The organism is Comamonas suwonensis (assembly GCF_012844455.2).
GTDB classification, from domain to species: Bacteria; Pseudomonadota; Gammaproteobacteria; order Burkholderiales; family Burkholderiaceae_C; genus Comamonas; species Comamonas suwonensis.
Window position 1 is genome coordinate 145,690 of record NZ_JABBCQ020000003.1, and the last position, 23,606, is coordinate 169,295.

Consider the following 23,606-nt stretch of genomic DNA (forward strand, 5'->3'; position numbering starts at 1 on the left):
GCCCCGGAAGATAGCGGTGGAATTACTTGGCCAGCGACTTGCTGCCGTCCTTGTGCCACTGGAAGACCTGGAAGTCGAAGGCGTTCAAGTCGCCTTGCTTGTTCCAGGAAACGGGGCCCAGCACGGTTTCCACTCCTGTGGTTTTGTGCATCCAGTCGGCCACCTTGGCGGGGTTGTCACCCGCAGCCTTGATGGCAGCCAGCAGTGATTGGGTCGCAGCAAACGAGGTCAGCTGGAAAGCGCCTGAAGCATTGCGCTTCTTGTCTGCGAAGGCCTTCACGACGGCAGCGTTCTTGGGGTTGGCAGCAAAGTCTGCGGGCAGCGTGACCAGCATGCCTTCGACGGCAGGGCCGGCAATGGCGTTGACTTCAGGATTGCCTACACCTTCAGGACCCATCATCTTGACCTTCAGGCCTTGCTCTGCAGCTTGGCGCAGCAGCAGGCCCATTTCAGGGTGGTAGCCGCCGTAGTAGACAAAGTCCACGCCAGCGCCCTTGAGCTTGGTGATGACGGCGGAGTAGTCGCTGTCGCCGGCGTTGATGCCTTCAAACAAGGCGACAGGCACATTGGCTTTTTGCAGATCAGCGCGCACGGAGGAGGCTATGCCCTGACCATACGACTGCTTGTCGTGCAGCACGGCTACCTTCTTGGGCTTGATCTTCTCGACGATGAACTTGGCAGCGGCTGGGCCTTGCTGATCATCGCGGCCGATGGTGCGGAAGATGAAATGGTAGTTCTTGCCATCCGTCAGCGCAGGCGACGTTGCGGAGGGTGTCACCACCACCACGCCTTCATTGTTGTAGATGGGGGCTGCAGCAATCGATGCACCCGAGCAGACGGGGCCGACCACATAGCCGATCTTGCTGTTGACCACGCGGTTGGCGGCCACGGGGCCTTGCTTGGGCTCGCAAGCGTCATCCACGGGCACCAGTTCGATCTTCTTGCCACCAATACCGCCAGCCGCATTGGCCATTTCGACAGCGGTGGTTGCGCCTTCTTTGACCATGTCGCCGTACTGAGTCAGAGCGCCGGTGGTGGGGATGACCAAGGCGATCTTGATCTGGGCGTGTGCAGCCGTGGATACCAGAGCGGCACCAGCCAGACCCAGAGCGGCAACAACGGCTTGCATGCGGAACGGAATGCTCATGAGGACTTCCTTCGAAACTAAATGTTCGTGAAACGCAAAAACTGCACATGCAGCTTGCGCAAAGAAGCTCAGGTTAATCGAGTGGTTGCTGAAGGCAACAGGGTATGCAGGGGGTGGTGCAGGCGAGCGGTTTTTGCTATGTCGGGCATAGCAGCTAGTGCACTGTGGATATAGCTCTGCCTTCATTTGAAGGTGGAATCATGGCTGGCGCTGGAATTTTGCGTAAGGCGGTGGCCTTAGCGGCCTTCTTGGTGTTTTTGTAGCGCGGTGTGCCGCTGTTTCGCTGATTTTTGTGATTTGCTGAATTTTTATGCAATCAGGCAAAGCCATGGTGTTTGTCTGGGTGACGGGACGCTTAAAAGTCAGGCGTGCTTTCGATCTTTAGCAGAGTCCCTGTGACGGGGTGTGTCATCTCCAGTGCTGCCGCGTGCAGCAAAAGGCGTGGGCTGGCAGCCAAAGCCTCCCCGCAGGCATAAAGGGCATCGCCCAGAATGGCGTGGCCCGTGGCGGCCATGTGCAGGCGCAACTGGTGGGTGCGGCCTGTCAGGGGGCTTAGCAGCACGCGGGTGGCGGGCAGGCCGCAGTGGTTGACCGGTTGCAGCACCTTCCAGAGGGTCTGGCTGCTTTTTCCTGTTTCATGGTTGATGATACGCAGCGGGCGGCGCTCCCAGTCGGCGGCAATGGGCAGGTCAATCAGCTGCCAGTTTTCGTCATCGGCGGTAACGGGGTCCGGTTGCAGCTCGCCGGCGACCACCGCAACATAGCGCTTTTGGACTTGCCTCTCGGCAAAAGCCTGACTGAGCTGGCGCTGCACGGGCAGGTTGCGCGCCATGATGACCAGGCCGGAGGTGGCCTGATCGAGACGGTGGACCACCAGCGCATCGCCAAAATGCTGCAGGGCGCGCAGGCTCAGGCAGTCCTGCTTGTCAGGGCCACGGCCGGGCACGCACAGCAGGCCAGAGGGTTTGTTCAGCACCAGCAGGTGCTCGTCCTCATACACGCAGTTCAGTTCACTCATCAACATCATCAAAAATCAAGGGTTCAGCAGCTCATGCACGGTGGTGCAGAAGTCCTGCACATCATTGGGCTTGTGGATCAGTGCCTTGGCTCCCGCCGCAATGGCTGCCTGCTCTATTTCGGCGGTGACATAGCCAGATGCCAGTGCAATCGGCAACTGAGGGTTGATCTGCAGGGCCTGCTTGAGCAGGTCTACGCCGCTGAAACCGGGCATGTTGTAGTCGGTCACGATCAGGTCATAACGGCTGGGTGCGTCCTGCAGCGCTTCCATGGCCTCGTGCGGATCGGTAAAGCCCGAGACCTGATAACCCCGGCGGCGCAGCAGGCGCTGAAAGAGAAAGACCAGAGCCTGGTCATCATCTACATACATCACATGGCGGGAACCGCTGGGCTCGAGCGGCTCGGCTGGCAGGGCCACCGGTTTGGCGGCGATGGGTTCCGCGAAATCGACGTCAGCGTCGTGCCTATCGCTCAAAGGGAAGTAGAGCGTAAAGCAGCTGCCCTGGCCCAGCTCGCTGTGCACATCGACGGCACCGCCATGTGTTCGCATCACGCCATGCACCACCGACAGGCCCAGCCCCGTGCCCTGACCGACGGGCTTGGTTGTGAAAAATGGCTCGAAGATACGCCTCTGGGTGACCGCATCCATGCCGGGGCCGGAGTCTTGCACGATGAAGGCTAGGTATTCGGCCACGGGCAGGCCCAGACGCTCGCATTGATAACTGTCTGGCGCAATGCGCATGGCCTGCATCTGGATGATGTCGCGTTGGTTGCCAATCGCCTGCATGGCGTTGTTGCAGAGATTGAAAAGGGCTTGCTCCACCTGCGTGGGGTCGGCCATCAACGGTGGCAGATTGTCGGGTTCAAGCAGCTGCAGTCCGATGAAGGGCGGCAAGGTCACGCGCAGCAGGCGGGCCGTGTCGGACATGACTTCCTGCACCTGCACGGGGCGGCGCTCAGGCTTGTCGTTGCGGCTGAAGGTCAAAATCTGGCGTACGAGATCGCGGGCCCGGCGGCCGGCTTTTTCAATCTCGCGCAGGCTTTCCATGGCGGCGGGGTTGCCAGCGCTGTCGGCCTTGGCCAATTCCACATTGCCCAGAATGGCACCCACGATGTTGTTGAAGTCGTGGGCAATGCCGCCAGCCATGGTGCCCACAGCCTGCATTTTGTGGGACTCGCGCAGCTGCGTTTCCAGCGCGTTGCGCTGGGCATCAGCGCGTTTGCGGCTGGTCAGGTCGCGGGCAAAGATGGTGGTGGTGTCGCCGCTGCTGTGATGCTCGAAGGAGACACTGACCTCGACCGGAATCTCGCGTCCTGTCACGGTCATGCCGGTCATCTCGCCCAGCACGGCTTGCGTCGTTAAAGAGGCAAACGCCAGCGCCTGGGTGGCGTCTGGCAGAAAGCGGTCCAGCGGGCTGCCCAGCGCATCCTGAGGCGAGCATAAAAATAGCGCCGCGGCCGTAGGGTTGAAGACGGTGATGTGCTGGCGTTGATCAACGCAGATGATGGCGTCCAGCGAGGAGTTGATAACGGACTCCAGCCGTCGCTCGCTGGTGTGCAGTTGCTGGTTGCGCTCTTGCAGCGTCTTGCGCTCGGCGAGCAGCGGGCCCTGGTTGACCACGGCGCACAGGTACTGCCAGGTGGCCGGCCCGTTTTGCTGGTGCACGGCCACGCCGGAAATATGCAGGTCACCGCACAGCTCGTACTGCTCGTTGATCTGAAACAGCACCTCATGCACCTCAGCGCGGCCCGTGGCCTTGGCTTGCTCAAACGCCATGGCCACGCGCTGGGTGTCGCTCTCATGCACAAAGGGCTTGAAGTTGACCAGCAGCCGGTCTTTTTCGGTGGGCTGAAAGGCACGGTGCGCCATGGCATTGGCTTGCACCACCATATCGAACTCATCGAGCACCAGCAGGGGCAGCGGAATGCTGGCAAACAGGGTTTCGAAGCGCTCGGAGGCACTTTCAGCCACCGCCTGGCTGTAGTTGAGCACCTCGTTTTGCAGCTCCAGCTCATGCTGATAGTTGCGCAGCTCGGCCACCAGCGCCTGCAGCGGGTCTTCATCCTCGGGCACCAGCGGGAGGGTCTCTGCGCTCAAGCCCAGGGGTGCACCCCCCGGCGACAGCAGGGCATGCAGGGGCAGGCCATCGTCAATGGCGGGAAGTGGAGGCGGGAGAGGGCGGTCAGAAGAGCTCATGGGCAGGCAGGTGCCGGTTAGCGAGTAAATCACCGGCAGTGTAAGCGGGGGCGCTGCTTGCAGCCTGCCAAAAGTCTCTTGGGTCTTGCTCGAGCCTAAGCGGTAAGCATTATTTGCTCATCAATTCATATCTTTCCGCGTTTGATCGATGGGCAGCAGAGGTGTTTTTGACATTGAAAGCCAGGGCGGTAACGCACTGGCTTTTGAGATTCCACACCTCAGAGCGTGTTGACGGGGTCAGCTCGTCAGCACGCTCTTCACGATCAGTCGTCGTAAGCGTCTATGGGCACGCAGCTGCAGAACAGGTTGCGGTCACCGTAGACGTTGTCCACGCGGCCCACGGGGCTCCAGTACTTGGCGCGGCGCAGGGCAGGCATGGGGTAGGCGGCAGTCTCGCGGCTGTAGCTGTGGTTCCACTCGGTGGTCAGCAAGGTCTCGGCCGTGTGCGGAGCGTTTTTGAGCGGGTTGTCGTCCTGAGGCAGCTTGCCCGCTTCGATCTCGGCAATCTCGGCACGGATGGCAATCATGGCGTCGATAAAGCGGTTCAGCTCGTACAGGTTCTCGCTCTCGGTCGGTTCCACCATCAGTGTGTTGGGCACGGGGAATGACAGCGTTGGGGCATGGAAGCCGTAGTCAATCAGGCGCTTGGCGACGTCTTCGGCCATCACGCCACAGCTTTCCTTGAAGTGACGCAGGTCTAGGATGCACTCGTGCGCGACCAGGCCGTGCTCGCCTGCGTACAAGGTGGGGAAGTGGTCCTTGAGGCGCGCGCTGATGTAGTTGGCATTGAGGATGGCGGTTTCGGTCGCCAACTTCAAACCCGGCTCGCCCATCATGCGGATATACATCCAGCTAATGGGTAAAACCGCTGCATTGCCCAAAGGTGCTGCGCTGACTGCTCCTACTTTTCGAGTGTCTCCGCACGTGGCATGGCCGGGCAGGAAGGGTACGAGGTCTTCGACCACGCAGACAGGACCCACGCCGGGGCCACCACCGCCATGGGGAATGCAGAAGGTCTTGTGCAAGTTCAGGTGGCTGACATCGCCGCCAAACTCACCGGGCGCGGCCAGGCCGACCAGTGCGTTCATGTTGGCACCATCCACATACACACGGCCGCCATGGCTGTGTACCAGCTGGCACAGCTCCTTGACCTGCGTCTCAAACACACCGTGTGTGCTGGGGTAGGTGATCATGATGCAGGCCAGGTTGGCGCTGTGCTTTTCACAATGCGCCTTCAGGTCATCCATGTCCACATTGCCGTTGTCGTCGCATTGGGTGACCACAACCTGCAGGCCCACCATTTGCGCAGATGCCGGGTTGGTGCCGTGGGCGCTGCTGGGAATCAGGCAGATATTGCGGTGCGCGTCGCCCCTGGATTCGTGGAAGGCCTTGATGGCCAGCAGACCCGCATATTCACCTTGCGAGCCTGCATTGGGTTGCAGGCTGATGCCGGCGTAGCCCGTGGCCTGGCACAGCCAGCCGCGCAGCAGCTCGTCCAGTTCTGCATAGCCTTGCAACTGGCTGGCGGGGGAGAACGGGTGGATGTTGGCGAACTCTGGCCAGGTGATGGGGATCATCTCGCTGGTGGCGTTGAGCTTCATGGTGCAGCTGCCCAGCGGGATCATGCTGCGGTCCAGCGCCAAGTCCTTGTCACTCAAGCTGCGGATGTAGCGCAGCATGGCGGTTTCGGAGTGGTGGGTGTTGAAGACCGGGTGGGTCAGGAAGGCGCTGCTGCGCTGCAGAGCCTCGGGAATCAACGAGGGCGCGCCTTCGTCCATGGCGTCAATCGTGGGCAGGGCTTGGCCGTCTTTGGCAAAGATGCTCCAGATCAGCTCCACATCGGCGCGGGTCGTGGTTTCGTCCAGGCTGATGCACAGATAGTCATTAAAGGCTTTTCGCAGGTTGACGCCCTTGGATACGGCGCGAGCAGCTATGGAATCCGTAGCGGCCTGGGTGTGCAGGCTGAGCGTATCGAAGGCTGTGTCATGGTGGTGGGCGCTGAATTCCAGTTGCGCCAGGCCGCGACTCAGAATGGCGGTAAAGCGCGCCACGCGCTGGGCGATGCGCTTGAGGCCTTGGGGGCCGTGATAGACGGCGTACATGCTGGCAATGACTGCGGGCAGCACCTGTGCCGTACAGATATTGGAGGTGGCCTTTTCGCGGCGGATATGCTGCTCGCGCGTTTGAAGCGCCAAGCGGTAAGCGGGCTTGCCATGCACATCGACGCTGACGCCGACCAGACGGCCGGGCAGCGAGCGCTTGTACTCGTCACGGCAAGCCATGAAGGCGGCGTGCGGGCCACCGGCACCCATGGGCATGCCAAAGCGCTGGCTGTTGCCCACCACAATGTCGGCACCCCATTCGCCGGGCGGTGTCAGCAGGGTCAGGGCCAGCAGGTCGGTGGCGACAATGGCGGCGGCTTGCTTGGCGTGGATGGCATCTACATCGGCCTTCCAGTCCACAATCCAGCCGCTGGAGGCCGGGTACTGGATGACGGCAGCAAACAGATCGCCGGCCAGGGCGGCTTCCCATTCCTGTTGGCTGTTGGCAATGCTGACTTCGATGCCTATGGGCTGGGCGCGGGTCTGAATGACTTCAATGGTCTGGGGGTGAACATCACCGGCCAGCACGATGCGCTTGCTTTTGGATTTGACCGAGCGCTTGGCCAGTGTCATCGCCTCGGCAGCGGCCGTGGCTTCGTCCAACATGGATGCATTGGCAATCGGCATACCGGTCAGGTCAGTCACCATGGTCTGAAAGTTGACCAGCGCCTCCATGCGGCCTTGCGAGATTTCGGCCTGATACGGCGTGTAGGCCGTGTACCAGGCGGGATTTTCGAGAATATTGCGCAGAATGACACCCGGCGTATGCGTGCCGTAATAGCCCTGACCGATGAAGCTCTTTAGCACCTGATTCTTGCTGGCAATGGCTTTGAGCTCGGCCAGCGCAGCCGCCTCTGTTACCGGCGCAGGCAAGTCCATGGGCGTGGGGCGGGCGATGGATGTGGGCACCACGTCGCGAATCAGCGCATTCAGCGTGGGCTTGCCGATGACGTCCAGCATTTTTTGCTGCTCGTCGGTATCCGGGCCGATATGGCGGGGGAGGAACTCGCGGGAGTTTTCCAGAGACTCCAACGAAGCAACGGGGGCGGGAGGTGACATCAGCATGGGAGGGACCTATTCTCAAATACTGTGACTGACGGTTTGCATGCTAGGCATGCGTGAATGCCGTATGCCCGAAGGCATACAGCCGGTGCTTCAAGCAGTGCTGGCTTGTTCCAGCGCGGTATTCATCAGGGCCAGGCGTTCGCTTTCCTGGTCTGCATATTCCCAATCGGGGTATTTGATGCGTGCCAAGGTGTTCAGCCATTGCTGGCAGGCCAGGGCAAGCAGGGCCTGCTCGTGCAGATCGGCATCGATGCTGCCCATGATCTTGAGTTGAGCAAAGGCAGTGGCGACGTGGGCGCGGCAGACCGAGCGCAGATAGCTCTGGTTCATGTCGTCGTTGGCCAGCCACTGGGCCTTGGCCGCATCATCATGCGCCAGCATGTCCTTGGGCACGGGCAGATCCCAGTCGCTCAGTTGCTGGCGCAGAAAGCGAAGGGTCTTGGCGGGCTTGCCGCCCGTCTGCTCCTGGTACCACTCTTCAAGTGCGGCCAATGTGTCGCTGCCGTCATCGTTGCCGAAGGGGCTGAAGTCGTCACCGCAGTCGTAATAGAAATCATGGACCGCGATGCGCACAAAGGCCGGGTGGCTGGTCTCGCGGGAGAGACCGACTTCCGGATCGTCGAAATACTTGATGGTGCTCATGGCTGCATGCAAAAACGGCCTTCGCAATGCGAGGGCCGTTGATATGCTTAGTTGTCCTTGGCGAAGTCGTTGTAAGCGGTCTCTTCCATCAGACCTTCGAGCTCGCTCACATCGCTCATCTTGACCTTGAAGAACCAGCCGGTGTTCAGCGGGTCGCTGTTGGCCAGTGCCGGGTCGTCGCGCAGGGCTTCGTTGACTTCGATGATTTCGCCGGTCACGGGCATGTAGACATCAGCGGCGGCCTTGACGGACTCGACCACGCCAGCGACATCGCCAGCCTTGAAGGTGGAGCCGACGGCGGGCAGGTCCACAAACACCACATCGCCCAGCGCGTCTTGCGCGTGGACGGTGATGCCGACGATGGCGGCGTTGGTGTCAGCGACGTTGATCCATTCGTGTTCTTTGGAATACTTGATGCTCATGGAAGGCTCCAGATGGGGGATTCGGGGAATCAGATGTTTGAGAAAGGTCCAGCGCGCACTTTAGCGGCGTTCTGTGCCCTGTTTGGAGAACTGGCCTGACTGTTCTGCGGTGGCAGCCTTAGCCGCGGTAGTAATTGGTGGGCACAAACGGTGTGGCCACCACCTTCATGCGCACGGGCTTGCCGCGGACCATGGCGAAAATCTCGGTATCCACTGCCGCATAGTCGGGCTCTACATAAGCCAGAGCGATGGGCTGGTTCAGCGTGGGGCTGAGCAGGCCGCTGGTGATGTGGCCGATATGCTGGCCGTCCATGTTCTCCAGTACCGCAGGCTCGCGCACGGGAATGCGCTCAAGGGCCACAAGCCCTACACGCTTGCGCGTGAGCTGCTGCGGATTTTGCAGCTGCGCAAGCACAATGGCCGCGCCGGGAAAGCCGCCTTCGCGTTCACCGCCAGGGCGGCGCACCTTTTGAATGGCCCAGTTCAGCGCGCCTTCTATCGGAGTGGTGGTGGTGTCGATATCGTTGCCGTACAGGCACAGGCCCGCTTCTAAACGCAAAGAGTTGCGCGCGCCCAGACCAATGGGGGCGACTTCGGGCTGGGCCAGCAATGCTTGGGCCAAAGCCTCGGCGGCGTTGCTGGGCACGGAAATCTCAAAACCGTCTTCACCCGTATAGCCGCTTCGCGTGATGTAGAGCGCGTGGCCTTGCCAGTCAAAGTGGTTCCCAGTCATAAAGACCAGCGATGTCACTCCGGGGATAAGACGCGCCAGCGCAGTAGCCGCCTGCGGGCCTTGCAATGCCAGCAGGCCACGGTCGGGCAGGGGCACGACTTCGCAGCGCTGGCCTATGTGTTTTTGAATATGCGCAATATCGCCCTCTTTGCAGGCGCCGTTGACGATGAGGAAGAGATCGTCGCCCCGGTTGACGAACATCAGATCGTCCAGAATGCCGCCTTGCTCGTTGAGCAGCAGGCCGTAACGCTGCTTGTGCAGACCAAGGCCGATGACATCGACGGGCATCAGCGACTCCAGCGCGGCAGCGGCGTCCGGGCCTCGCAGCAGCAGCTGACCCATGTGCGAAACATCGAACAGGCCAGCGGCTTTGCGGGTGTGAAGATGCTCGGCCATCAGTCCCTGCGGGTACTGAACGGGCATGGCGTAGCCAGCAAATGGCACCATGCGGGCACTCAGTCTTTGGTGCAGGGCGAACAAAGGCGTGGTGCGCAGGTCGGAAGACATAGCGGAAGTAGTAGCGGCAACAGTCACAGGCAAGCGCTCCGGTCATTCAAACCAAGATGAGTGGCTATGCAAGGCGGCTGCCATGCGTAGCGGGCTTGCCCTGCTGTCCGCTTTACCTGAGAGATTCGCCGCCGCAGTGATGTCGGGCGGTTTGCTCCTTCGGTGGATGCCATCGCCTAGCTGAATTGCGTAGTGCGGCATCTCTCTCCAGCAAGGAACGCTACCTGCATTCAGCCTGGCAGCGGTCGTCAGTCCTTTTGCCTGAGCGTTTGGGCACCGGGTGGGGTGTCTGCGCCTTCGGCGGTACGTTGCAGCGTGAAGCTGTGAGCACTCTCTCCTGACGAGGACAATTCTAGTAGAACTGTCTGGCCTGCCCTGAGTAGTTTGTGGCGGGCTGGGGTTTACGATAGCTCTGGCACAGGGACTTCAGCGAATGCGCTTTGCGGCATGCAGTCCCGCCACCATGGGGTGCAGGCGTGGGGCTGGTTCAGGTCGATACGCTCGCCCATCATGGGGGTGGCTACGGGGATGCCTTGCTGCTGGCCCAGATGCAGAATCTGCTCGAAAGGGTCCCACCAGGCGTGCATGGCCAGATTGAAGGTGCCGTTGTGAATCGGCAGCAACCAGCGGCCTTGCAGGTCCTGATGGGCTTGCAGCGTTTGTTCCGGGTGCATGTGGACATAGGGCCAGTGCTCGTCATAGGCACCGGTTTCCATCAGCGTCAGATCAAAGGGGCCAAAGCTCTGGCCTATCTCCTTAAAACCGTCAAAGTAGCCGCCGTCGCCACTGAAGAAAACGCGCAGTAGGGATGGACTCTGCAAATCGTCAATCACCCACGATGCCCACAGCGTGCGGTTCCCGTCGCCAAGTCCACGGCCTGAAAAGTGCTGGGCAGGTGTCGCGGTCATGCGCAGGCCATTGACCTCGCTGCTCTGCCACCAGTCGTGCTGGCGGACTTTAGCTGCGGGAACGCCCCAGTCAATCAACCGGTCGCCCACGCCGAGTGTGCAGAGGAAGACGTCCACTTTGGGCGCCAGCGCACAGATGGTGGCGCGGTCCAGGTGGTCGTAATGGTCGTGCGAGAGGATGACACCGTGCAGCGGGGGCAGTTCATGCAGCGCAATGGGCGGTGCATGAAAGCGCTTGGGCCCGGCAAAGGAAAACGGCGAAGCGCGCTGAGAGAACACGGGGTCTGTCAGCCACCAGCCGCCGCGCAGCTTGATCAATACGGTGGAGTGGCCAATGCGGTACAGGCTGCGCTCAGGCGCGGCATCCAGCGCAGCGCGGCTGAGCTTTTGCAGGGGAAGGGTGCTGCCGGGCTCGGTGTTGGCGGGCTTGTTGAACAGAAATTTCCACAGCGTTCTGGCATCCGGCTTGGGGCCGTTGGCTGGGCGCGGGTGGACGTTGTGAAAGCGCCCGCCCCGGTTCTGGGGCGATGCCTGATAGTCAGCGATTGGGGATGAAAAGCGAATCAAGTGCAGCGCCTGAAGTCAGTCAGAGTGAATAGTTGAGGCTGGGCTTGTGCACTGTAAGCACAAACTTGCAAGCAGCCGTATCTGAGTGAGCGATTCGGGTTAAGGCGTATTCGCCATCGGTTCGTTGATGGGCGGAAAAATCAGCTCATAAGGCTGCTCGAAACAGGTGGTGACGGGCTGACCCTGGCGTATGCCGGGCGTGAACTTCCAGCGAGCCAGCGACCTCTGGATGCTTTTCACGATGCGCGGGTCGGTGTTGGCCGGTTGCCAGAGCACGCGGCCCAGCGTGCCTTGAGGGGTGACTTCAAGCAAGAAGGTGACGGTGGTGCTTAGCCCTTTGGGAAACCAGCTGGACTGGATGATCGGGCTTGTCTGGCGACGCAGCTGGGGTTGCTGATCGAGCTTCGCCATAGGAACGCATTCCGTGCGTGTCCATTCCGGCCATGATGGCTGGCTCACAGTGGCTTGCGCGCTCTCCGTATTGCCGGGCTTATCCGGTGCAACCGTGGTGCAGGCACCAAGCACCACGGTTGCGAGGGTGATGGCGCAGATGGCGGCAGAGCGGGAGACGTTTGAAATAGGCATGAAAGTATTTTTGCCCAAGTTCCGGTAAGCGCCTTTGTTCTCTCAAAAAAAATAGCTGCCAGCGCTGATGGGTAAAGCGCTGGCAGCTATTTTGGCTTGAAGTTTGGCGTTGCTACTCTGCGTTTTTCAATGCGCGCCAGCGGCCGCGTCTGCTCCGCCTCCGGCTTGCGGAACAGGGCGCTTGGTGAACCAGATCAGTACGATCAGGCTCAGGAACAGAAAGGACGATGCCAGAAAGATATCGTCCGCTGCGCGGGTGAAGGCCTGCTGGTCAATCAGCCGGTTGATCTGCGCATAGGCCTGCTCTGCACTCATGCCCGCCGCCTGCAATTGCTTGACGGTGATGGCAAATGTGCCCTGGCCTTGCACCAGCAGCTCTGTGAGGTGAGCGTGGTGCATGGAGGCCCGGTTTTCCCAGAGGGTTGTGGCAATGGAGGTGCCCATGGCACCCGCCGTAATCCGCACAAAGTTGGACAGGCCTGCGGCCGCCGGGATGCGATCTGGTGTCAGTCCGCTGAGCGTGATGGTCGTCAGTGGAATGAAGAAGAAGGCCATGGCGCCGCCCTGAATCAGCGTGGGAATCAGGATATGACCAAAGTCTGTCTCTACTGTGAACTTCGAACGCATCCACAGCACCAGCGCAAATACCATGAATGCGGCGGTCGCCATCTTGCGCGGATCCCACACGGCGACTTTGCGGCCGACGATGGGGGTCAGAACAATCGCCAGTATCCCTACGGGTGCCAGTGCCAGACCGGCCGAGGTGGAGGTGTAGCCCATCCACTGCTGCAGCCACAGGGGCAGCAGCACTACGTTGCCAAAGAACAGGCCGTAGGCAATTGACAGCGAAATCGAGCCGGCCGCAAAGTTGCGCCGCTTGAACAGGCGCAGATCGACCACCGGGTGGGCATCGGTCAATTCCCAGACTACAAACACGGCAAAGGCGACGACGGCGATCACGGCAAAAGCAATGATTTCATTGGAGGCAAACCAGTCCAGCTCCTTGCCCTTGTCCAGCATCAGCTGCAGCGCGGCGACCCAGAGCACCAGCAGGCTCAGGCCCACGGTGTCGATGGGCAGCTTGCGTGTGGGTGTCTCGCGGCTGCGGTACAGGCTCCAGGTCATGACAGCCGAGAGCAGGCCCACGGGCACGTTGATGTAGAAAATCCACGGCCAGGAGATGTTGTCGGTAATCCAGCCGCCCAAAAGCGGCCCGACCACGGGAGCCACCAGCGTGGTTACCCCCCAAAGTGATAGCGCCACCCCCGCCATGGCCGGTGGATAGCTGGCTAAAAGCAGGGTTTGCGACAGTGGAATCATGGGCCCGGCGACCAGGCCCTGCAGCACGCGGAAGAACACCAGCATCTCTAGCGAGTGGGCAAAGCCGCAGAGCCAGGAGGTCAGCACAAACAGCAGCACGCTCATGGTGAACAGACGCACGGCACCAAAGCGCTGAGTGAGCCAGCCGGTCAGCGGCACGGAGATGGCGTTGGCCACACCAAAACTGGTGATGACCCAGGTGCCCTGGCTGGGGCTGACACCCACATCGCCCGAGATGGCCGGAATGGCCACGTTGGCGATGGAGGAGTCCAGCACGTTCATGAAGGTGGCCAGCGACAGGGCCAGCGTACCCAGCACCAGTGGCGCGCCCTTGAGAGGCGCAATGGCGGGCATGGCCGTGGGAGGCAGCGGGGGAGCCTTGCCGGGGCCGGTGGCTCCGGTGTCCTCGGGGGCGGCGGAAGAGGGGGAAGTCATGGCTGATTTCCGCGTCTTATTGGGCAGGTTGCTGCTCTTGCTTGGCGGGCTCGGCATTGGCTGGTGTGGCCGCCGCCTCGGTTTGCGCGGCAGGCACCTTGTTCAGCGATGTCAGCGCGGGCAGTTTGTCGCCTGAAATGATGTGCTGAATGCGTTCTTCGGCTTGAGCCAGTGTGCCGTCATACACAGCGGTCTGCGCCACGGGGGTGGTGCGGGGGGCGTTGGCCAGTGCCAGGCCATCCTTGTCGCGGATATCGACCTTCACATCCATGGACAGTCCCACGCGCAGCGGGTGCTGCTTGAGGGCTTCGGGCTCCAGGCTCACGCGCACGGGCACGCGCTGGACCACCTTGATCCAGTTGCCAGTGGCGTTCTGGGCGGGAAGCAGTGAGAACGCTGCGCCGGTGCCTGCGCCCAGGCCCACGACCTTGCCTTCATAGGTAGTCTTGTCGCCATAGACGTCGGCGGTCAACTCCACCTTCTGGCCCATGCGCAGATCGGCCAGCTGGCTTTCCTTGAAGTTGGCATCGACCCAGAGGTTGTGCAGGTCCACCACCGTCATCATGGGTGCGCCTGCCGCCACGCGCTGACCCAGTTGCACGCCGCGCTTGGCGACAAAGCCATCCACGGGCGAGATTAGGCGCGTGCGCTGCAGCGACAGGTAAGCCTCGCGCACCTTGGCGGCGGCCGCCATCACGGCGGGGAAATCTTCGGCCGTCGTGCCCTTGGTCTGAGCTTCAGCGGCGGCCAGCTGGGCCTTGGCGGCGCGCACGGCGGCATCGGCGGCGACCACGGCGTTGCTGGCGGCGGTGGCTACGGCCTTGGCATGGTCAAACTCTTCCTTGCCCACCCCACCGGTGGCGGTTAGGGGGCGGCGGCGCTCCACGTCGTCGCTGGCTTTGGCGGCTTCGGCCTTCAGGCGCAGCAGATCGGCTTCGCGCTGGGCGACTTGCGCGGCCAGCGGGGCGTTGTTGGCATACAAGGTGCGGGTCTGGCGCGCGGTTTGCGACAGCTGGGATTCGGCCTGTGCCAGCTGTACCAGATAGTCGGCGGGGTCGAGCTGAACCAGAACCTGACCGGCTTTGACGTAATCGGTATCGTCCGCGCCAATGCTGATGACGGTGCCGCCTACCTGAGGCGTGATTTGCACCACATTGCCAGCGACATAGGCGTTGTCTGTGGTCTGGTAGTTGCGGGCCACCATCCAGTGCCAGCCTCCCCAGGCAATGGCACCGACGGCCACGGCGGCGGCCACGATGGTCAGGCCCTTGCGGCGACCCGTGGGGTTGGCGGTGGGCGAGGCGGAAGCGGGAGCTTGAGGGGCTGCGTTGGGTGCGGTGCTTTGTGGCTTGGTGTTGTCGGTCATGATATCTGGCGCTTTGTTATCTGTATGAGTGGTTTTGCTGCCAGGGCGCAGCCTTTAAAAGCTGCGCCCAGTGAAAAGTGATGGGCTCAGTGGCCGCTGACCTGCACGGCCTGCGTGTCGTCGCTCCAGCCGCCACCCAGTGCGGCGGCCAGCGCCACGCGGGTGTCCAGCTCGCGGGCCCGCAGGTCTACGGCGAGTCGGCGCTGGGCGATAAGCTGGGTTTCGGTGTTCAGCACCGTGATCTGGTTGCCCAACCCGGCGCGGTAGCGCTGCACGGCAAAGTCATAAGCACGTTCGGTCTTGGACAGCGATTCGGTCTGCAGCGATTGCTGGCGCTGCAGCGACTGCACCGAGGCGATGGAGTCCCCTGCCTGCTTGACGGCATCCAGCACCGCGCCGTTGTACTGGGCAATGGCGGTATCCAGATCGGCTTGCTTGCCGCGCAACTGGGCGCGCAGGCGCTTGCCGTCGAAGATGGGCAGGCGCAGAGCGGGCGTAATGCCTAGCTGGCGTGAGCTGCCTTGAAACAGGTTGTCCAGCCCCAGCGCATTCAAGCCCACAAAGGCGGTCAGGTTCACATCAGGGTAGAAGTCGGCCTTGGCGGCATCAATTCCTTGGGTCGCGGCTTCCACGCGCCAGCGCGCGGCCACGATATCGGGTCGGCGGCCCAGCAGGTCAGCACCCAGAGTCTGGGGCACGCTCTGAAGGCGCAGACCGGCCATTTGGGGTGACAAGGCATTCTGCGCATCGGGGGCCTGTGCACACAGCACGGCAATCGTGCGGCGGGTCAGCGTGATTTGCTCATTGAGCATTTCAATCTGTGTGCGGGCCTCAGGCATGCCGGCCTGTGCCTGCGTGAGTTCGACCTGACTGTCCAGACCCGCTTTGGTGCGCTGCTCACTCAAATTTAAGAGCGACTGGCGCTGGCCCAGCGTGCGCTCGGCCACATCCCGCTGTGCAATCAGGCGGGCCAGAGCGACATAGCTGCGGGCCACTTGTGCGGCCAGCTGAGTCGCGGCTGCGGCTGAATCGGCCTTGGCCGCGCGGGCCTGGCCCAGGGCCGATTGCAGTTCAGCCGAGTGCTTGCCAAAAAAGTCAGGCGCCCAGGACAGGCCGGCCTGCACGTTGGCGCTGTTGTAGATATTGCCTGCGATGGGGGCAGGAATCATGCCGTTGGCCGTGTAGCGCTGGCGGGTGGCATCCGCACTCAGCGTGCCGCGAATGTCGCTGGCTGTGCTGCTGGCGGTGGCCAAGGCTGCGGCTTTTTCAAAGCGCGCGTTGCTGGCCGCAAGGCTGGGGCTGCCAGTCAGCGCCTGATTGACGAGCTGGTTGAGCTGGGTATCGCCCAGCCCCGTCCACCACTGGGGGGCGCTGAGGGCGGTGGCGTCTGCGGCGCTGAGAGGCGAGGTGCCCGCCAGACCGGTATCTGCCGCTGCGATCTGCGCCAGCGGCGTGTGGGCCAGGCCCTGGGAGGCGCAGCCAGCCAGAGCCAGTACAGCGACCAGAGCCGCGAGTGCGGCGGTGTTGCGTTGAGTGCGTTGGGTCATGGAAAAGTGCCAGTGGTTTTTATTGAAATGGGGCAGTGAGGTCAGTCGTTTCAGGCCTGCTGGGGTGATTTGCTTTGGCTGCAGGCCCGGGCCGGTTTATTCGGAGGGGTCTGGTGGCGACGCGTGCTGCAGCGCTTCTCGCAGTGCATCGCCATTGGCCAGCATGCGCTGCAGCATGGAGAGCATCAGCGCGCATTCCCCATGGCTGAAGCCGCTGAGGTGACCGTTGAGCACCTGGGTCAGCACCTTGGGCACTTGCGTGGCCACGCTGCGGCCTTCGTCGGTCAGCACCAGGTGCACCACGCGGCGGTCGGTGGTGGAGCGTTCGCGGCGCAGCAGGCCCTTGGCTTCAATGCGGTCCAGCGCGCGGGTCACAGAGGCGGGGTCCATTCCCAGTGCCTTGGCCAGATCGCTGCTATTGGTGTCGGCGCACAGCAGTAGCTTGTACAGCGGCAGCCATTGCACATAGGTCAGTCCATGCTCGGCCAGTTGTGCATCGGCCTGCTGCAGGATGGAACTGAGCACGCGGCGCATCAGAAAGCCAATGCTTTTGTCTGGCGAATAGACGCCAGCTCTGTAGAAAAAGCTGGATTCGTCTTGCGGGTCGATGAGGATGTCGGATGGGGTTTGCACTTGCACCACCAATGTTTGTTTGATCAATGATTGAGTGAGCAATTATTGTGCAAGCGCAAAAAAAAGTCAGCAAAATTTTTGATCTATGTCGCATGAGACAGAGTTGCCGATCATCCATTTGCTACGGAAATAGAAGCTGTATGAGCACGCTTGGTAAGCGCTTGATGCTTTTTTGGAGTCAAAAAAAGCCCAGCCATGAACAGGCTGGGCTTGAGAGTGCAAAGGTCGGGGTGCTGAGTTACAGCGGCACGCGCAGCACCACGACTATCACCAGGCCGATGGCCAGATTGAGGGACACCCATTTGCGAATGCTGTCGAGCGCTTTGCCGCCTGTGGGCCAGTCCTTGGCTTGCACGGCAGCATCAAGGCGTTTGAACAGCGCAAAACGGATGTGACCGAACACGGCCATCATCACCACGCCCAGAAGGCTCATCACAATCCAGCTGACGGGCATATTGAACTGCCCGCCCGCCTGAGCAGCCATGGCATGAATGCTGCCAATCATGCCGATACCCGAGGCCAGAACCACGACGACCAGTACCAGCACCCAGGCAAAAAAGCGTTGGAGCACGCCGTGCATCAGCGCGACACGTTCTGGTGGTTGCAGCACTTGCAGGGAGGGGCGCAGAAAGAAATGGGCAAAAAACATGCCGCCTACCCAGATGAGTACGGCCAAAAGGTGCAGAAGTTTGAGCAGAATAAAAAGCATGGGCTGTGGGGCTTGAGTGGGAGAACGCTGCAAGCCTAACGGAGATCGTCCTGCCGGTGGAGCGCAGAGACTAAATAGCTTGTCTCTCAGTTTGTTCAAGGCGGATAGAACAGGGCCTCAACGCAGAGAGAAAAGAAGCCGTTTTGCCAGATCTGGCGATGGCGACCAGAGCCCGTTGGAAGTCTTTGTGCGGGGGCTGGAATCTTTCGCAGCAAGCCATTATCTGGACATGTGACTTGGATAGATAAGGCTTCAGAAATTTCTGTCACTATCAAAAAAATAGCTATCAGCGCGTCACTTATATACGCTGGCAGCCATTTTTACGGAGTCTGCAGATCCTCTCAGATATGCGATGCGCTGACTCCAGGGTTGGGCATGGTGTGCTCAAAGTCGATGTTCTGGTAGTTGTTGCCCGAGACATGGACTTGATCGCGCCCCGCATGCTTGGCGGCATACAGCAGGTCATCTGCCTCCTTGAGTGCACTTTCAAGCTGCTTGGCGTTTTCGATGGGGGCCACACCAAAGCTCATGGTCAGGGTGGCGTTTTTGGGTAGCACGGAGTGATCGGAGCGGAGCTCAAGCCGTATCCGCTGGGCTACCTGTTCGGCCTCTGCCAGGTCTATGCGTGTCAGCAGCATCACAAATTCTTCACCGCCAAAGCGAGCAACTAGGTCAAAGCCGCGCACATTGCGTTGCAAAGTGGCAGAGATCAGCTTCAGCACCTCGTCGCCGCGGCTGTGGCCCCAGGTATCGTTGATGCGTTTGAAGTGATCTATATCGCCCGCCAGTATGGCCATGGGTAACAGACGCTTGTCCTCCAGCCGGCAGCGCGCCAGTTCATAAAAAGCCCGGCGATTGAGAATCTGGGTCAATGAATCCTGATCGCGTTCGTTGCGCAACTGCCGAATGGTGGCGCGGATGGCGATGGCAGCCATCAAGACGGTGAAGAAAATGGCAAAAAACAAAGTACTCATCGCACTAGCGAACCAGTAGACCGAGTTTGCAAATTTCTCGAACTCTGAATGTCCCAGCACCGTAATGATCATGGGCCGGGTGATGGTTATAACGGAATAGATGAGCGCGCTGGTGAGCAAAACCTTGTCCAGCCAGTCTGGTGAATGCCGGTGCCGCAGCGCTGATAGAACGGGTAGCAACATGATGAGGCCGATGCCTGCGCTGGAGATGTGAACGCGCGCCAAAAGGTTGTTGCTGTAGTAAATGGCGCTGATGAGGGTGACCAGGGCGATTGCAAGACTGACTCTGGTCTGGGTGGGGACCCGCCAGTGCTCGGCCCAGCACTTGGCCAAAAACCAGCCGCCCAGCAAATAAAGCGTGCAGCTGATGGCTGCGTAGCGATACAGCATCTCTGTGGATGCGGTGCTTTGAAAAGCGAAGGGCAGAGCGGTGAGTGCGTAAGCGCAGCATTGCCAGAGCAGGAAACGTTGCTGGCGCTGAAAAACCCAGCATAGAAGCAACGAGCCGGACAGGAACAGCAATGTCAGGGCCGGAGCCAGTACATAGAGGTGTTCCTTGTCCATGATGATTTCAGGCCTCGCTGAAGAGGAATCTAGTTCTGTTCAAGCACATGGCGGGACCCTTGCTTCAAGGTGCTTGCAGGCGGTGAGCGCAAGCCTTACGACGTTTTTCCTGTGAATTAACAATTAAATACGAAGGATGTGCAATAGGGTTTTGGCTTTTCTTTGAAGCCATGAACGGTGACATCAATGGGTGGAATTGAGATCAGGTTCAGCAAAATGTGAAGGCATTCATCTGAGCGAAAAAAGCACTCCGGAGAGTGCTTTTGAGAGAGAAGGCGTTTTTTTTGGGGGGGAGGTTTATGCCTCATGCGCCCCCTTGCTTTGTCAGACCTTTTTCAGATCAAAGCGGTCCAGGTTCATCACCTTGGTCCAGGCAGCCACAAAGTCCTGGTAGAACTTGTCCTGGTTACCCATCTCTGCGTACACCTCGGTCAGGGCACGCAGTATGGAGTTGGAGCCAAACACCAGGTCAACCCGGGTACCTGTCCACTTCTTGGCGCCGGTCTTGCGATCTGCGCCTTCGTAAGTGCCGTCCTTCAGGTCAGTCCACTGGGTGGCCATGTCCAGAATGTTCACGAAGAAGTCGGTTGTCAGCTGGCCGGGCTTTGTCGTCAGCACGCCATGCTGGCTGCCATCGGTGTTGATGTTGATGGCGCGCAAGCCGCCGAGCAGTACGGTCATCTCGGGGGCGGTCAAGGTCAGCAACTGCGCCTTGTCGATCAGCAGTGCCTCTGGAGACGCTGGGAACTTGCCTTGCAGATGGTTGCGGAAGCCGTCGGCCTTGGGCTCCAGAAACTGGATCGAGTCCACATCGGTTTGCGCGGCAGACGCGTCGGTACGACCGGGGCTGAAAGGCACGGCAATGGTTACGCCCGCGTCGGCAGCGGCTTTTTCCACGCCCACACCACCTGCCAGAACAATCAGGTCGGCCAGAGAGATCTTGAACTCGGCACGGATGCTTTCCAGCTTTTCCAGAACCTTGCTCAATTGCGCGGGGTTGTTTGCAGCCCAGTCTTTTTGGGGTGCCAGACGAATCCGGGCCCCGTTGGCACCACCGCGCTTGTCGGAGCCGCGGAAGGTGGAGGCCGAGGCCCAGGCTGTGCCGACCAGCTCCTGCACACTCAGGTCAGAGGCCAGAATTTTGGCCTTGATGGCATTGACAGTGGCTTCGCTTATCGGTGCTTCTGTGGCGGCAGGCACCACGTCTTGCCACAGCAGCTCTTCCTTGGGAACTTCTGGGCCGATATAACGCGAGCGTGGGCCCAGGTCCCGGTGAGTCAGCTTGAACCAGGCACGGGCAAAGGCTTCAGCAAATGCCTGTGGGTTTTCCAGAAAACGACGAGAAATCTTTTCGTAGACGGGATCCACGCGCAGAGCGATGTCTGAGGTCAGCATGGTGGGCTTGCGCATTGCGCCGCCAGCGTCGGGGGCGGGAATGATGTGGCCGGCATCCTTGGCTACCCACTGCCCGGCACCGGCGGGGCTCTTCTCTCGTTCCCATTCAAAGCCGAACAGGTTCTCAAAGAAAAAATTGCTCCACTGCGTCGGGGTCTGTGTCCAGGTCACTTCCAGACCGGAGGTGATGGCGTCTGCCCCCTTTCCGGATCGGAAGGAGCTGGCCCAGCCCAGACCTTGTGCTTCCAGACCGGCAGATTCAGGGGGGGCACCTACGTGGGCCGCATCGCCTGCGCCATGGGTCTTGCCGAAGGTGTGTCCACCCGCGATCAGGGCGACGGTTTCTTCGTCGTCCATGGCCATGCGGGCAAAGGTTTCGCGAATATCGCGGGCAGAAGCCAGGGGGTCGCCGTTGCCGTCCGGGCCTTCTGGGTTCACGTAAATCAGGCCCATCTGAACGGCAGCCAGCGGGTTTTCCAGTTCGCGATCGCCAGAGTAGCGGCTGTTGGCCTTTTCGCTGGTGGCCAGCCATTCTTTTTCAGCACCCCAATACACGTCCTGATCGGGTTCCCAGGTGTCGGTCCGACCGCCGGAGAAACCGAAAGTGCGAAAGCCCATGGTTTCCAGCGCGACGTTACCGCACAGCATCATCAGGTCGCCCCAGGAGATTTTGTTGCCGTACTTTTGCTTGAGCGGCCACAGCAGGCGGCGAGATTTATCGATGTTGACGTTGTCGGGCCAGCTATTCAGCGGCGCAAAGCGCTGCTGAGCACGGGCGGCGCCCCCTCTGCCGTCTTGCACGCGGTAGGTGCCGGCGGCGTGCCAGGCCATGCGGATGAATTGAGGGCCGTAGTGACCGTAGTCGGCAGGCCACCAGTCCTGAGAGTCCGTCATCAGCTTGCGCAGATCGCGCTTGAGGCCCTCATAGTCCAGCTTCTGGAATTCTTCAGCGTAGTTGAAGTCTTCGCCCAGAGGGTTGCTCTTGGCGGAGTGCTGGCTCAGCAGTTCCACGCGCAAGCGATCTGGCCACCAGTGATCGTTGGTTGTTCCATTGCCGACGGCAGCGGTTGCGCTGTTCTGGCCTTGGTGGAAGGGGCACTTGGATTCTGTAGTCATGGGGCTCTCCGTTTCAACGTTCCGACAAGTCGGTGGGGTTAGAAAACTGACGTCAATCAATATTTGGCATTGATTAATTAATTTCGATAGTCATTTGCAAATGCTTGAGGTGAATTATCAGCGGGGGCAGGCAAGACAGGCGTTTTGCGCTATTGAAATTACTAAGCCGCGTCATAGAAATAAATGTGAGGGAGGCTTTTTTGACGGCCTTGCCGCAGCAGCTCTGCTGCTTCAGACAACAGGTACGGCTTGGCTTTTCAAGCCTATGCGAGCGTGCGCATTTGCACAAGCAGGAGATGTCAAATGCCGTGCTTGGCCTAGCACTTGAGTGGCGCTCATCCAGCCACCAGTTTGTGCACCAGATCAGCGGCCGTGGAGGCACCGTATTTGCGCATCAGGCGCGCGCGATAGATTTCCACCGTGCGGTGACTGATGGCCAGCGCCTTGCCGATTTCCTTGCTGGTCATGCCTTCGAGCAGGCGGGCTGCTACTTCGCGCTCGCGACCTGTGAGTTCGGCTTTGACGGGGCGCTGGGCCGAGAGGTCTTCAAAGCTCCAGATGCCAGAGGCATGCGGGTCATCGCGATCAAGGGTGCGGCCGCTGACATGGCACCAGAAGACCTCGCCATTGGCGCGCTTCATGATGCGGTTGTCCGAATAAATGCCTGTGGTATTGAGAATGGGGGCGATGCGCGCGCCCAGCCGTTCGTATTCATCGACACTGGGGTAAAGCACCTGGAACGTCTGGCCTATGAGTACCTCGCGCGATGCATGGAACATTTCACATAACTGCCGATTGCAGTCGATCATGATGCGGTTGCGCGAAATGACAAGACCGACGGGGGCTGAGTCAAACGCCAACTGGTAATCCACATTCATAGTACTGCTCTTTACGAAAAACTACTTACTTGAGTACGTAGTATCGTAGAGCATCCCAAATAAAGGAGACATGTGTGAAAAAGCTCTACCCATCCGCAGATGCGGCGCTGCAAGGCGTTGTGGCTGACGGGCAATTGCTGGCCGTTGGCGGCTTTGGCCTGTGCGGCATTCCTGAAGCCCTGATCGACGCTGTGCGCGCCAGTGGCGTCAAGAATCTCACTGTCGCTTCCAACAACGCCGGTGTGGACGGCATTGGCTTGGGCAAGCTGCTCGACACCCGCCAGATCAAGCGCATGATCGCCAGCTATGTGGGCGAGAACAAGGAGTTCGAGCGCCAGTACCTGGCCGGTGAGCTGGAGCTGGAATTCACGCCCCAGGGCACGCTGGCCGAGAAGATGCGCGCTGGCGGCGCCGGTATCCCTGCGTTCTTCACCAAGACCGGTGTGGGCACGCTGGTGGCCGAGGGTAAGGAGCTGCGCGAATTTGATGGTGAAACCTATGTGATGGAGCGCTCCATCGTGGCCGATGTGTCCCTGGTCAAGGCCTGGCGCGCGGACAAGAGCGGCAACCTGCAGTTCCGCCTGACGGCTCGCAACTTCAACCCTGCTGCGGCAACCTGCGGCAAGGTCTGCGTGGTGGAGGTGGAAGAGCTGGTGGAAGTGGGCGAGATCGCGCCTGACGATATCCACCTGCCGGGCATCTATGTGCACCGCATCGTGCACAACGCCAACCCCGAAAAGCGCATCGAAAAGCGCACCATCACTGAGAAAAAATAAG

The 23,606-nt window shown here is 60.4% G+C and carries 18 protein-coding genes and 2 riboswitches; of the genes, 1 reads left to right on the plus strand and 17 read right to left on the minus strand.

Annotation, left to right across the window (positions count from 1 at the left end; all coding sequences use genetic code 11):
- Positions 1-22: 22 nt before the first annotated feature.
- From HF327_RS04465 to HF327_RS04545, 17 genes are all read right to left on the minus strand, one after another.
- Positions 23-1,147: a high-affinity branched-chain amino acid ABC transporter substrate-binding protein gene (locus HF327_RS04465; protein WP_169107099.1), complete on the minus strand. Its 1,125-nt coding sequence runs from the start codon at positions 1,145-1,147 to the stop codon at positions 23-25.
- Between the two features lie 355 nt (positions 1,148-1,502).
- On the minus strand, positions 1,503-2,165 hold the full coding sequence (locus HF327_RS04470; RefSeq protein ID WP_169107100.1) for an RluA family pseudouridine synthase: 663 nt from the start codon (positions 2,163-2,165) through the stop codon (positions 1,503-1,505).
- 15 nt (positions 2,166-2,180) lie between these two features.
- Positions 2,181-4,361 (minus strand): PAS domain-containing hybrid sensor histidine kinase/response regulator, encoded by a 2,181-nt coding sequence (locus HF327_RS04475; protein ID WP_169107101.1) that lies wholly within the window; start codon positions 4,359-4,361, stop codon positions 2,181-2,183.
- A 263-nt stretch (positions 4,362-4,624) separates the two neighbouring features.
- Positions 4,625-7,528, minus strand: a complete 2,904-nt coding sequence (gene gcvP / locus HF327_RS04480) for an aminomethyl-transferring glycine dehydrogenase (protein ID WP_169107102.1) — start codon at positions 7,526-7,528, stop codon at positions 4,625-4,627.
- 90 nt (positions 7,529-7,618) lie between these two features.
- A complete protein-coding gene (locus HF327_RS04485; protein ID WP_169107103.1) occupies positions 7,619-8,170 on the minus strand; it encodes a MolR family transcriptional regulator in 552 nt (183 codons plus the stop codon).
- 47 nt (positions 8,171-8,217) lie between these two features.
- Positions 8,218-8,592, minus strand: a complete 375-nt coding sequence (gene gcvH / locus HF327_RS04490; RefSeq protein WP_169107104.1) for a glycine cleavage system protein GcvH — start codon at positions 8,590-8,592, stop codon at positions 8,218-8,220.
- A gap of 118 nt (positions 8,593-8,710) precedes the next feature.
- On the minus strand, positions 8,711-9,832 hold the full coding sequence (gene gcvT, locus HF327_RS04495; RefSeq protein ID WP_169107273.1) for a glycine cleavage system aminomethyltransferase GcvT: 1,122 nt from the start codon (positions 9,830-9,832) through the stop codon (positions 8,711-8,713).
- Between the two features lie 93 nt (positions 9,833-9,925).
- A riboswitch (glycine riboswitch) is annotated at positions 9,926-10,053 on the minus strand.
- Between the two features lie 18 nt (positions 10,054-10,071).
- Positions 10,072-10,182: riboswitch (glycine riboswitch) on the minus strand.
- Positions 10,183-10,233: 51 nt separating this feature from the next.
- The gene (locus HF327_RS04500; protein WP_407927022.1) at positions 10,234-11,307 is read right to left on the minus strand and encodes an MBL fold metallo-hydrolase; all 1,074 of its coding nucleotides are present in this window, start codon (positions 11,305-11,307) and stop codon (positions 10,234-10,236) included.
- A gap of 99 nt (positions 11,308-11,406) precedes the next feature.
- Positions 11,407-11,892, minus strand: a complete 486-nt coding sequence (locus HF327_RS04505; protein ID WP_198460413.1) for an energy transducer TonB — start codon at positions 11,890-11,892, stop codon at positions 11,407-11,409.
- A gap of 126 nt (positions 11,893-12,018) precedes the next feature.
- Complete coding sequence (locus HF327_RS04510; protein WP_169107106.1) at positions 12,019-13,647, minus strand: DHA2 family efflux MFS transporter permease subunit; 1,629 nt, start codon at positions 13,645-13,647, stop codon at positions 12,019-12,021.
- Between the two features lie 16 nt (positions 13,648-13,663).
- Complete coding sequence (locus HF327_RS04515) at positions 13,664-15,013, minus strand: HlyD family secretion protein (RefSeq protein WP_169107107.1); 1,350 nt, start codon at positions 15,011-15,013, stop codon at positions 13,664-13,666.
- 86 nt (positions 15,014-15,099) lie between these two features.
- The gene (locus HF327_RS04520; RefSeq protein WP_169107108.1) at positions 15,100-16,560 is read right to left on the minus strand and encodes an efflux transporter outer membrane subunit; all 1,461 of its coding nucleotides are present in this window, start codon (positions 16,558-16,560) and stop codon (positions 15,100-15,102) included.
- Positions 16,561-16,656: 96 nt separating this feature from the next.
- Positions 16,657-17,193, minus strand: a complete 537-nt coding sequence (locus HF327_RS04525; RefSeq protein ID WP_328701758.1) for a MarR family winged helix-turn-helix transcriptional regulator — start codon at positions 17,191-17,193, stop codon at positions 16,657-16,659.
- 238 nt (positions 17,194-17,431) lie between these two features.
- Positions 17,432-17,902 carry a CopD family protein gene (locus tag HF327_RS04530; RefSeq protein ID WP_169107109.1) on the minus strand — a complete coding sequence of 157 codons (471 nt, stop codon included), beginning with the start codon at positions 17,900-17,902 and terminating at the stop codon, positions 17,432-17,434.
- A gap of 341 nt (positions 17,903-18,243) precedes the next feature.
- The gene (locus HF327_RS04535; RefSeq protein ID WP_407927026.1) at positions 18,244-19,446 is read right to left on the minus strand and encodes a GGDEF domain-containing protein; all 1,203 of its coding nucleotides are present in this window, start codon (positions 19,444-19,446) and stop codon (positions 18,244-18,246) included.
- A gap of 318 nt (positions 19,447-19,764) precedes the next feature.
- Positions 19,765-21,951: a catalase/peroxidase HPI gene (gene katG, locus HF327_RS04540; RefSeq protein WP_169107111.1), complete on the minus strand. Its 2,187-nt coding sequence runs from the start codon at positions 21,949-21,951 to the stop codon at positions 19,765-19,767.
- Between the two features lie 335 nt (positions 21,952-22,286).
- Positions 22,287-22,829: a PAS and helix-turn-helix domain-containing protein gene (locus tag HF327_RS04545; protein WP_099737070.1), complete on the minus strand. Its 543-nt coding sequence runs from the start codon at positions 22,827-22,829 to the stop codon at positions 22,287-22,289.
- Positions 22,830-22,903: 74 nt separating this feature from the next.
- Here HF327_RS04545 and HF327_RS04550 point away from each other — a divergent pair, with 74 nt between their 5' ends.
- Positions 22,904-23,605, plus strand: a complete 702-nt coding sequence (locus HF327_RS04550) for a CoA transferase subunit A (RefSeq protein WP_169107112.1) — start codon at positions 22,904-22,906, stop codon at positions 23,603-23,605.
- Position 23,606: the final 1 nt, after the last annotated feature.

Bases quoted from the DNA above. Each gene is read 5' to 3' on its own strand.
- HF327_RS04520 (WP_169107108.1), bottom strand. From the start codon at position 16,560: ATGACCCAACGCACTCAACGCAACACCGCCGCACTCGCGGCTCTGGTC.
- HF327_RS04530 (WP_169107109.1), bottom strand. From the start codon at position 17,902: ATGCTTTTTATTCTGCTCAAACTTCTGCACCTTTTGGCCGTACTCATC.
- HF327_RS04505 (WP_198460413.1), bottom strand. From the start codon at position 11,892: ATGCCTATTTCAAACGTCTCCCGCTCTGCCGCCATCTGCGCCATCACC.
- HF327_RS04510 (WP_169107106.1), bottom strand. From the start codon at position 13,647: ATGACTTCCCCCTCTTCCGCCGCCCCCGAGGACACCGGAGCCACCGGC.
- HF327_RS04470 (WP_169107100.1), bottom strand. From the start codon at position 2,165: ATGAGTGAACTGAACTGCGTGTATGAGGACGAGCACCTGCTGGTGCTG.
- gcvH (WP_169107104.1), bottom strand. From the start codon at position 8,592: ATGAGCATCAAGTATTCCAAAGAACACGAATGGATCAACGTCGCTGAC.
- HF327_RS04485 (WP_169107103.1), bottom strand. From the start codon at position 8,170: ATGAGCACCATCAAGTATTTCGACGATCCGGAAGTCGGTCTCTCCCGC.
- gcvT (WP_169107273.1), bottom strand. From the start codon at position 9,832: ATGTCTTCCGACCTGCGCACCACGCCTTTGTTCGCCCTGCACCAAAGA.
- katG (WP_169107111.1), bottom strand. From the start codon at position 21,951: ATGACTACAGAATCCAAGTGCCCCTTCCACCAAGGCCAGAACAGCGCA.
- HF327_RS04475 (WP_169107101.1), bottom strand. From the start codon at position 4,361: ATGAGCTCTTCTGACCGCCCTCTCCCGCCTCCACTTCCCGCCATTGAC.
- HF327_RS04545 (WP_099737070.1), bottom strand. From the start codon at position 22,829: ATGAATGTGGATTACCAGTTGGCGTTTGACTCAGCCCCCGTCGGTCTT.
- HF327_RS04515 (WP_169107107.1), bottom strand. From the start codon at position 15,013: ATGACCGACAACACCAAGCCACAAAGCACCGCACCCAACGCAGCCCCT.
- HF327_RS04465 (WP_169107099.1), bottom strand. From the start codon at position 1,147: ATGAGCATTCCGTTCCGCATGCAAGCCGTTGTTGCCGCTCTGGGTCTG.
- gcvP (WP_169107102.1), bottom strand. From the start codon at position 7,528: ATGCTGATGTCACCTCCCGCCCCCGTTGCTTCGTTGGAGTCTCTGGAA.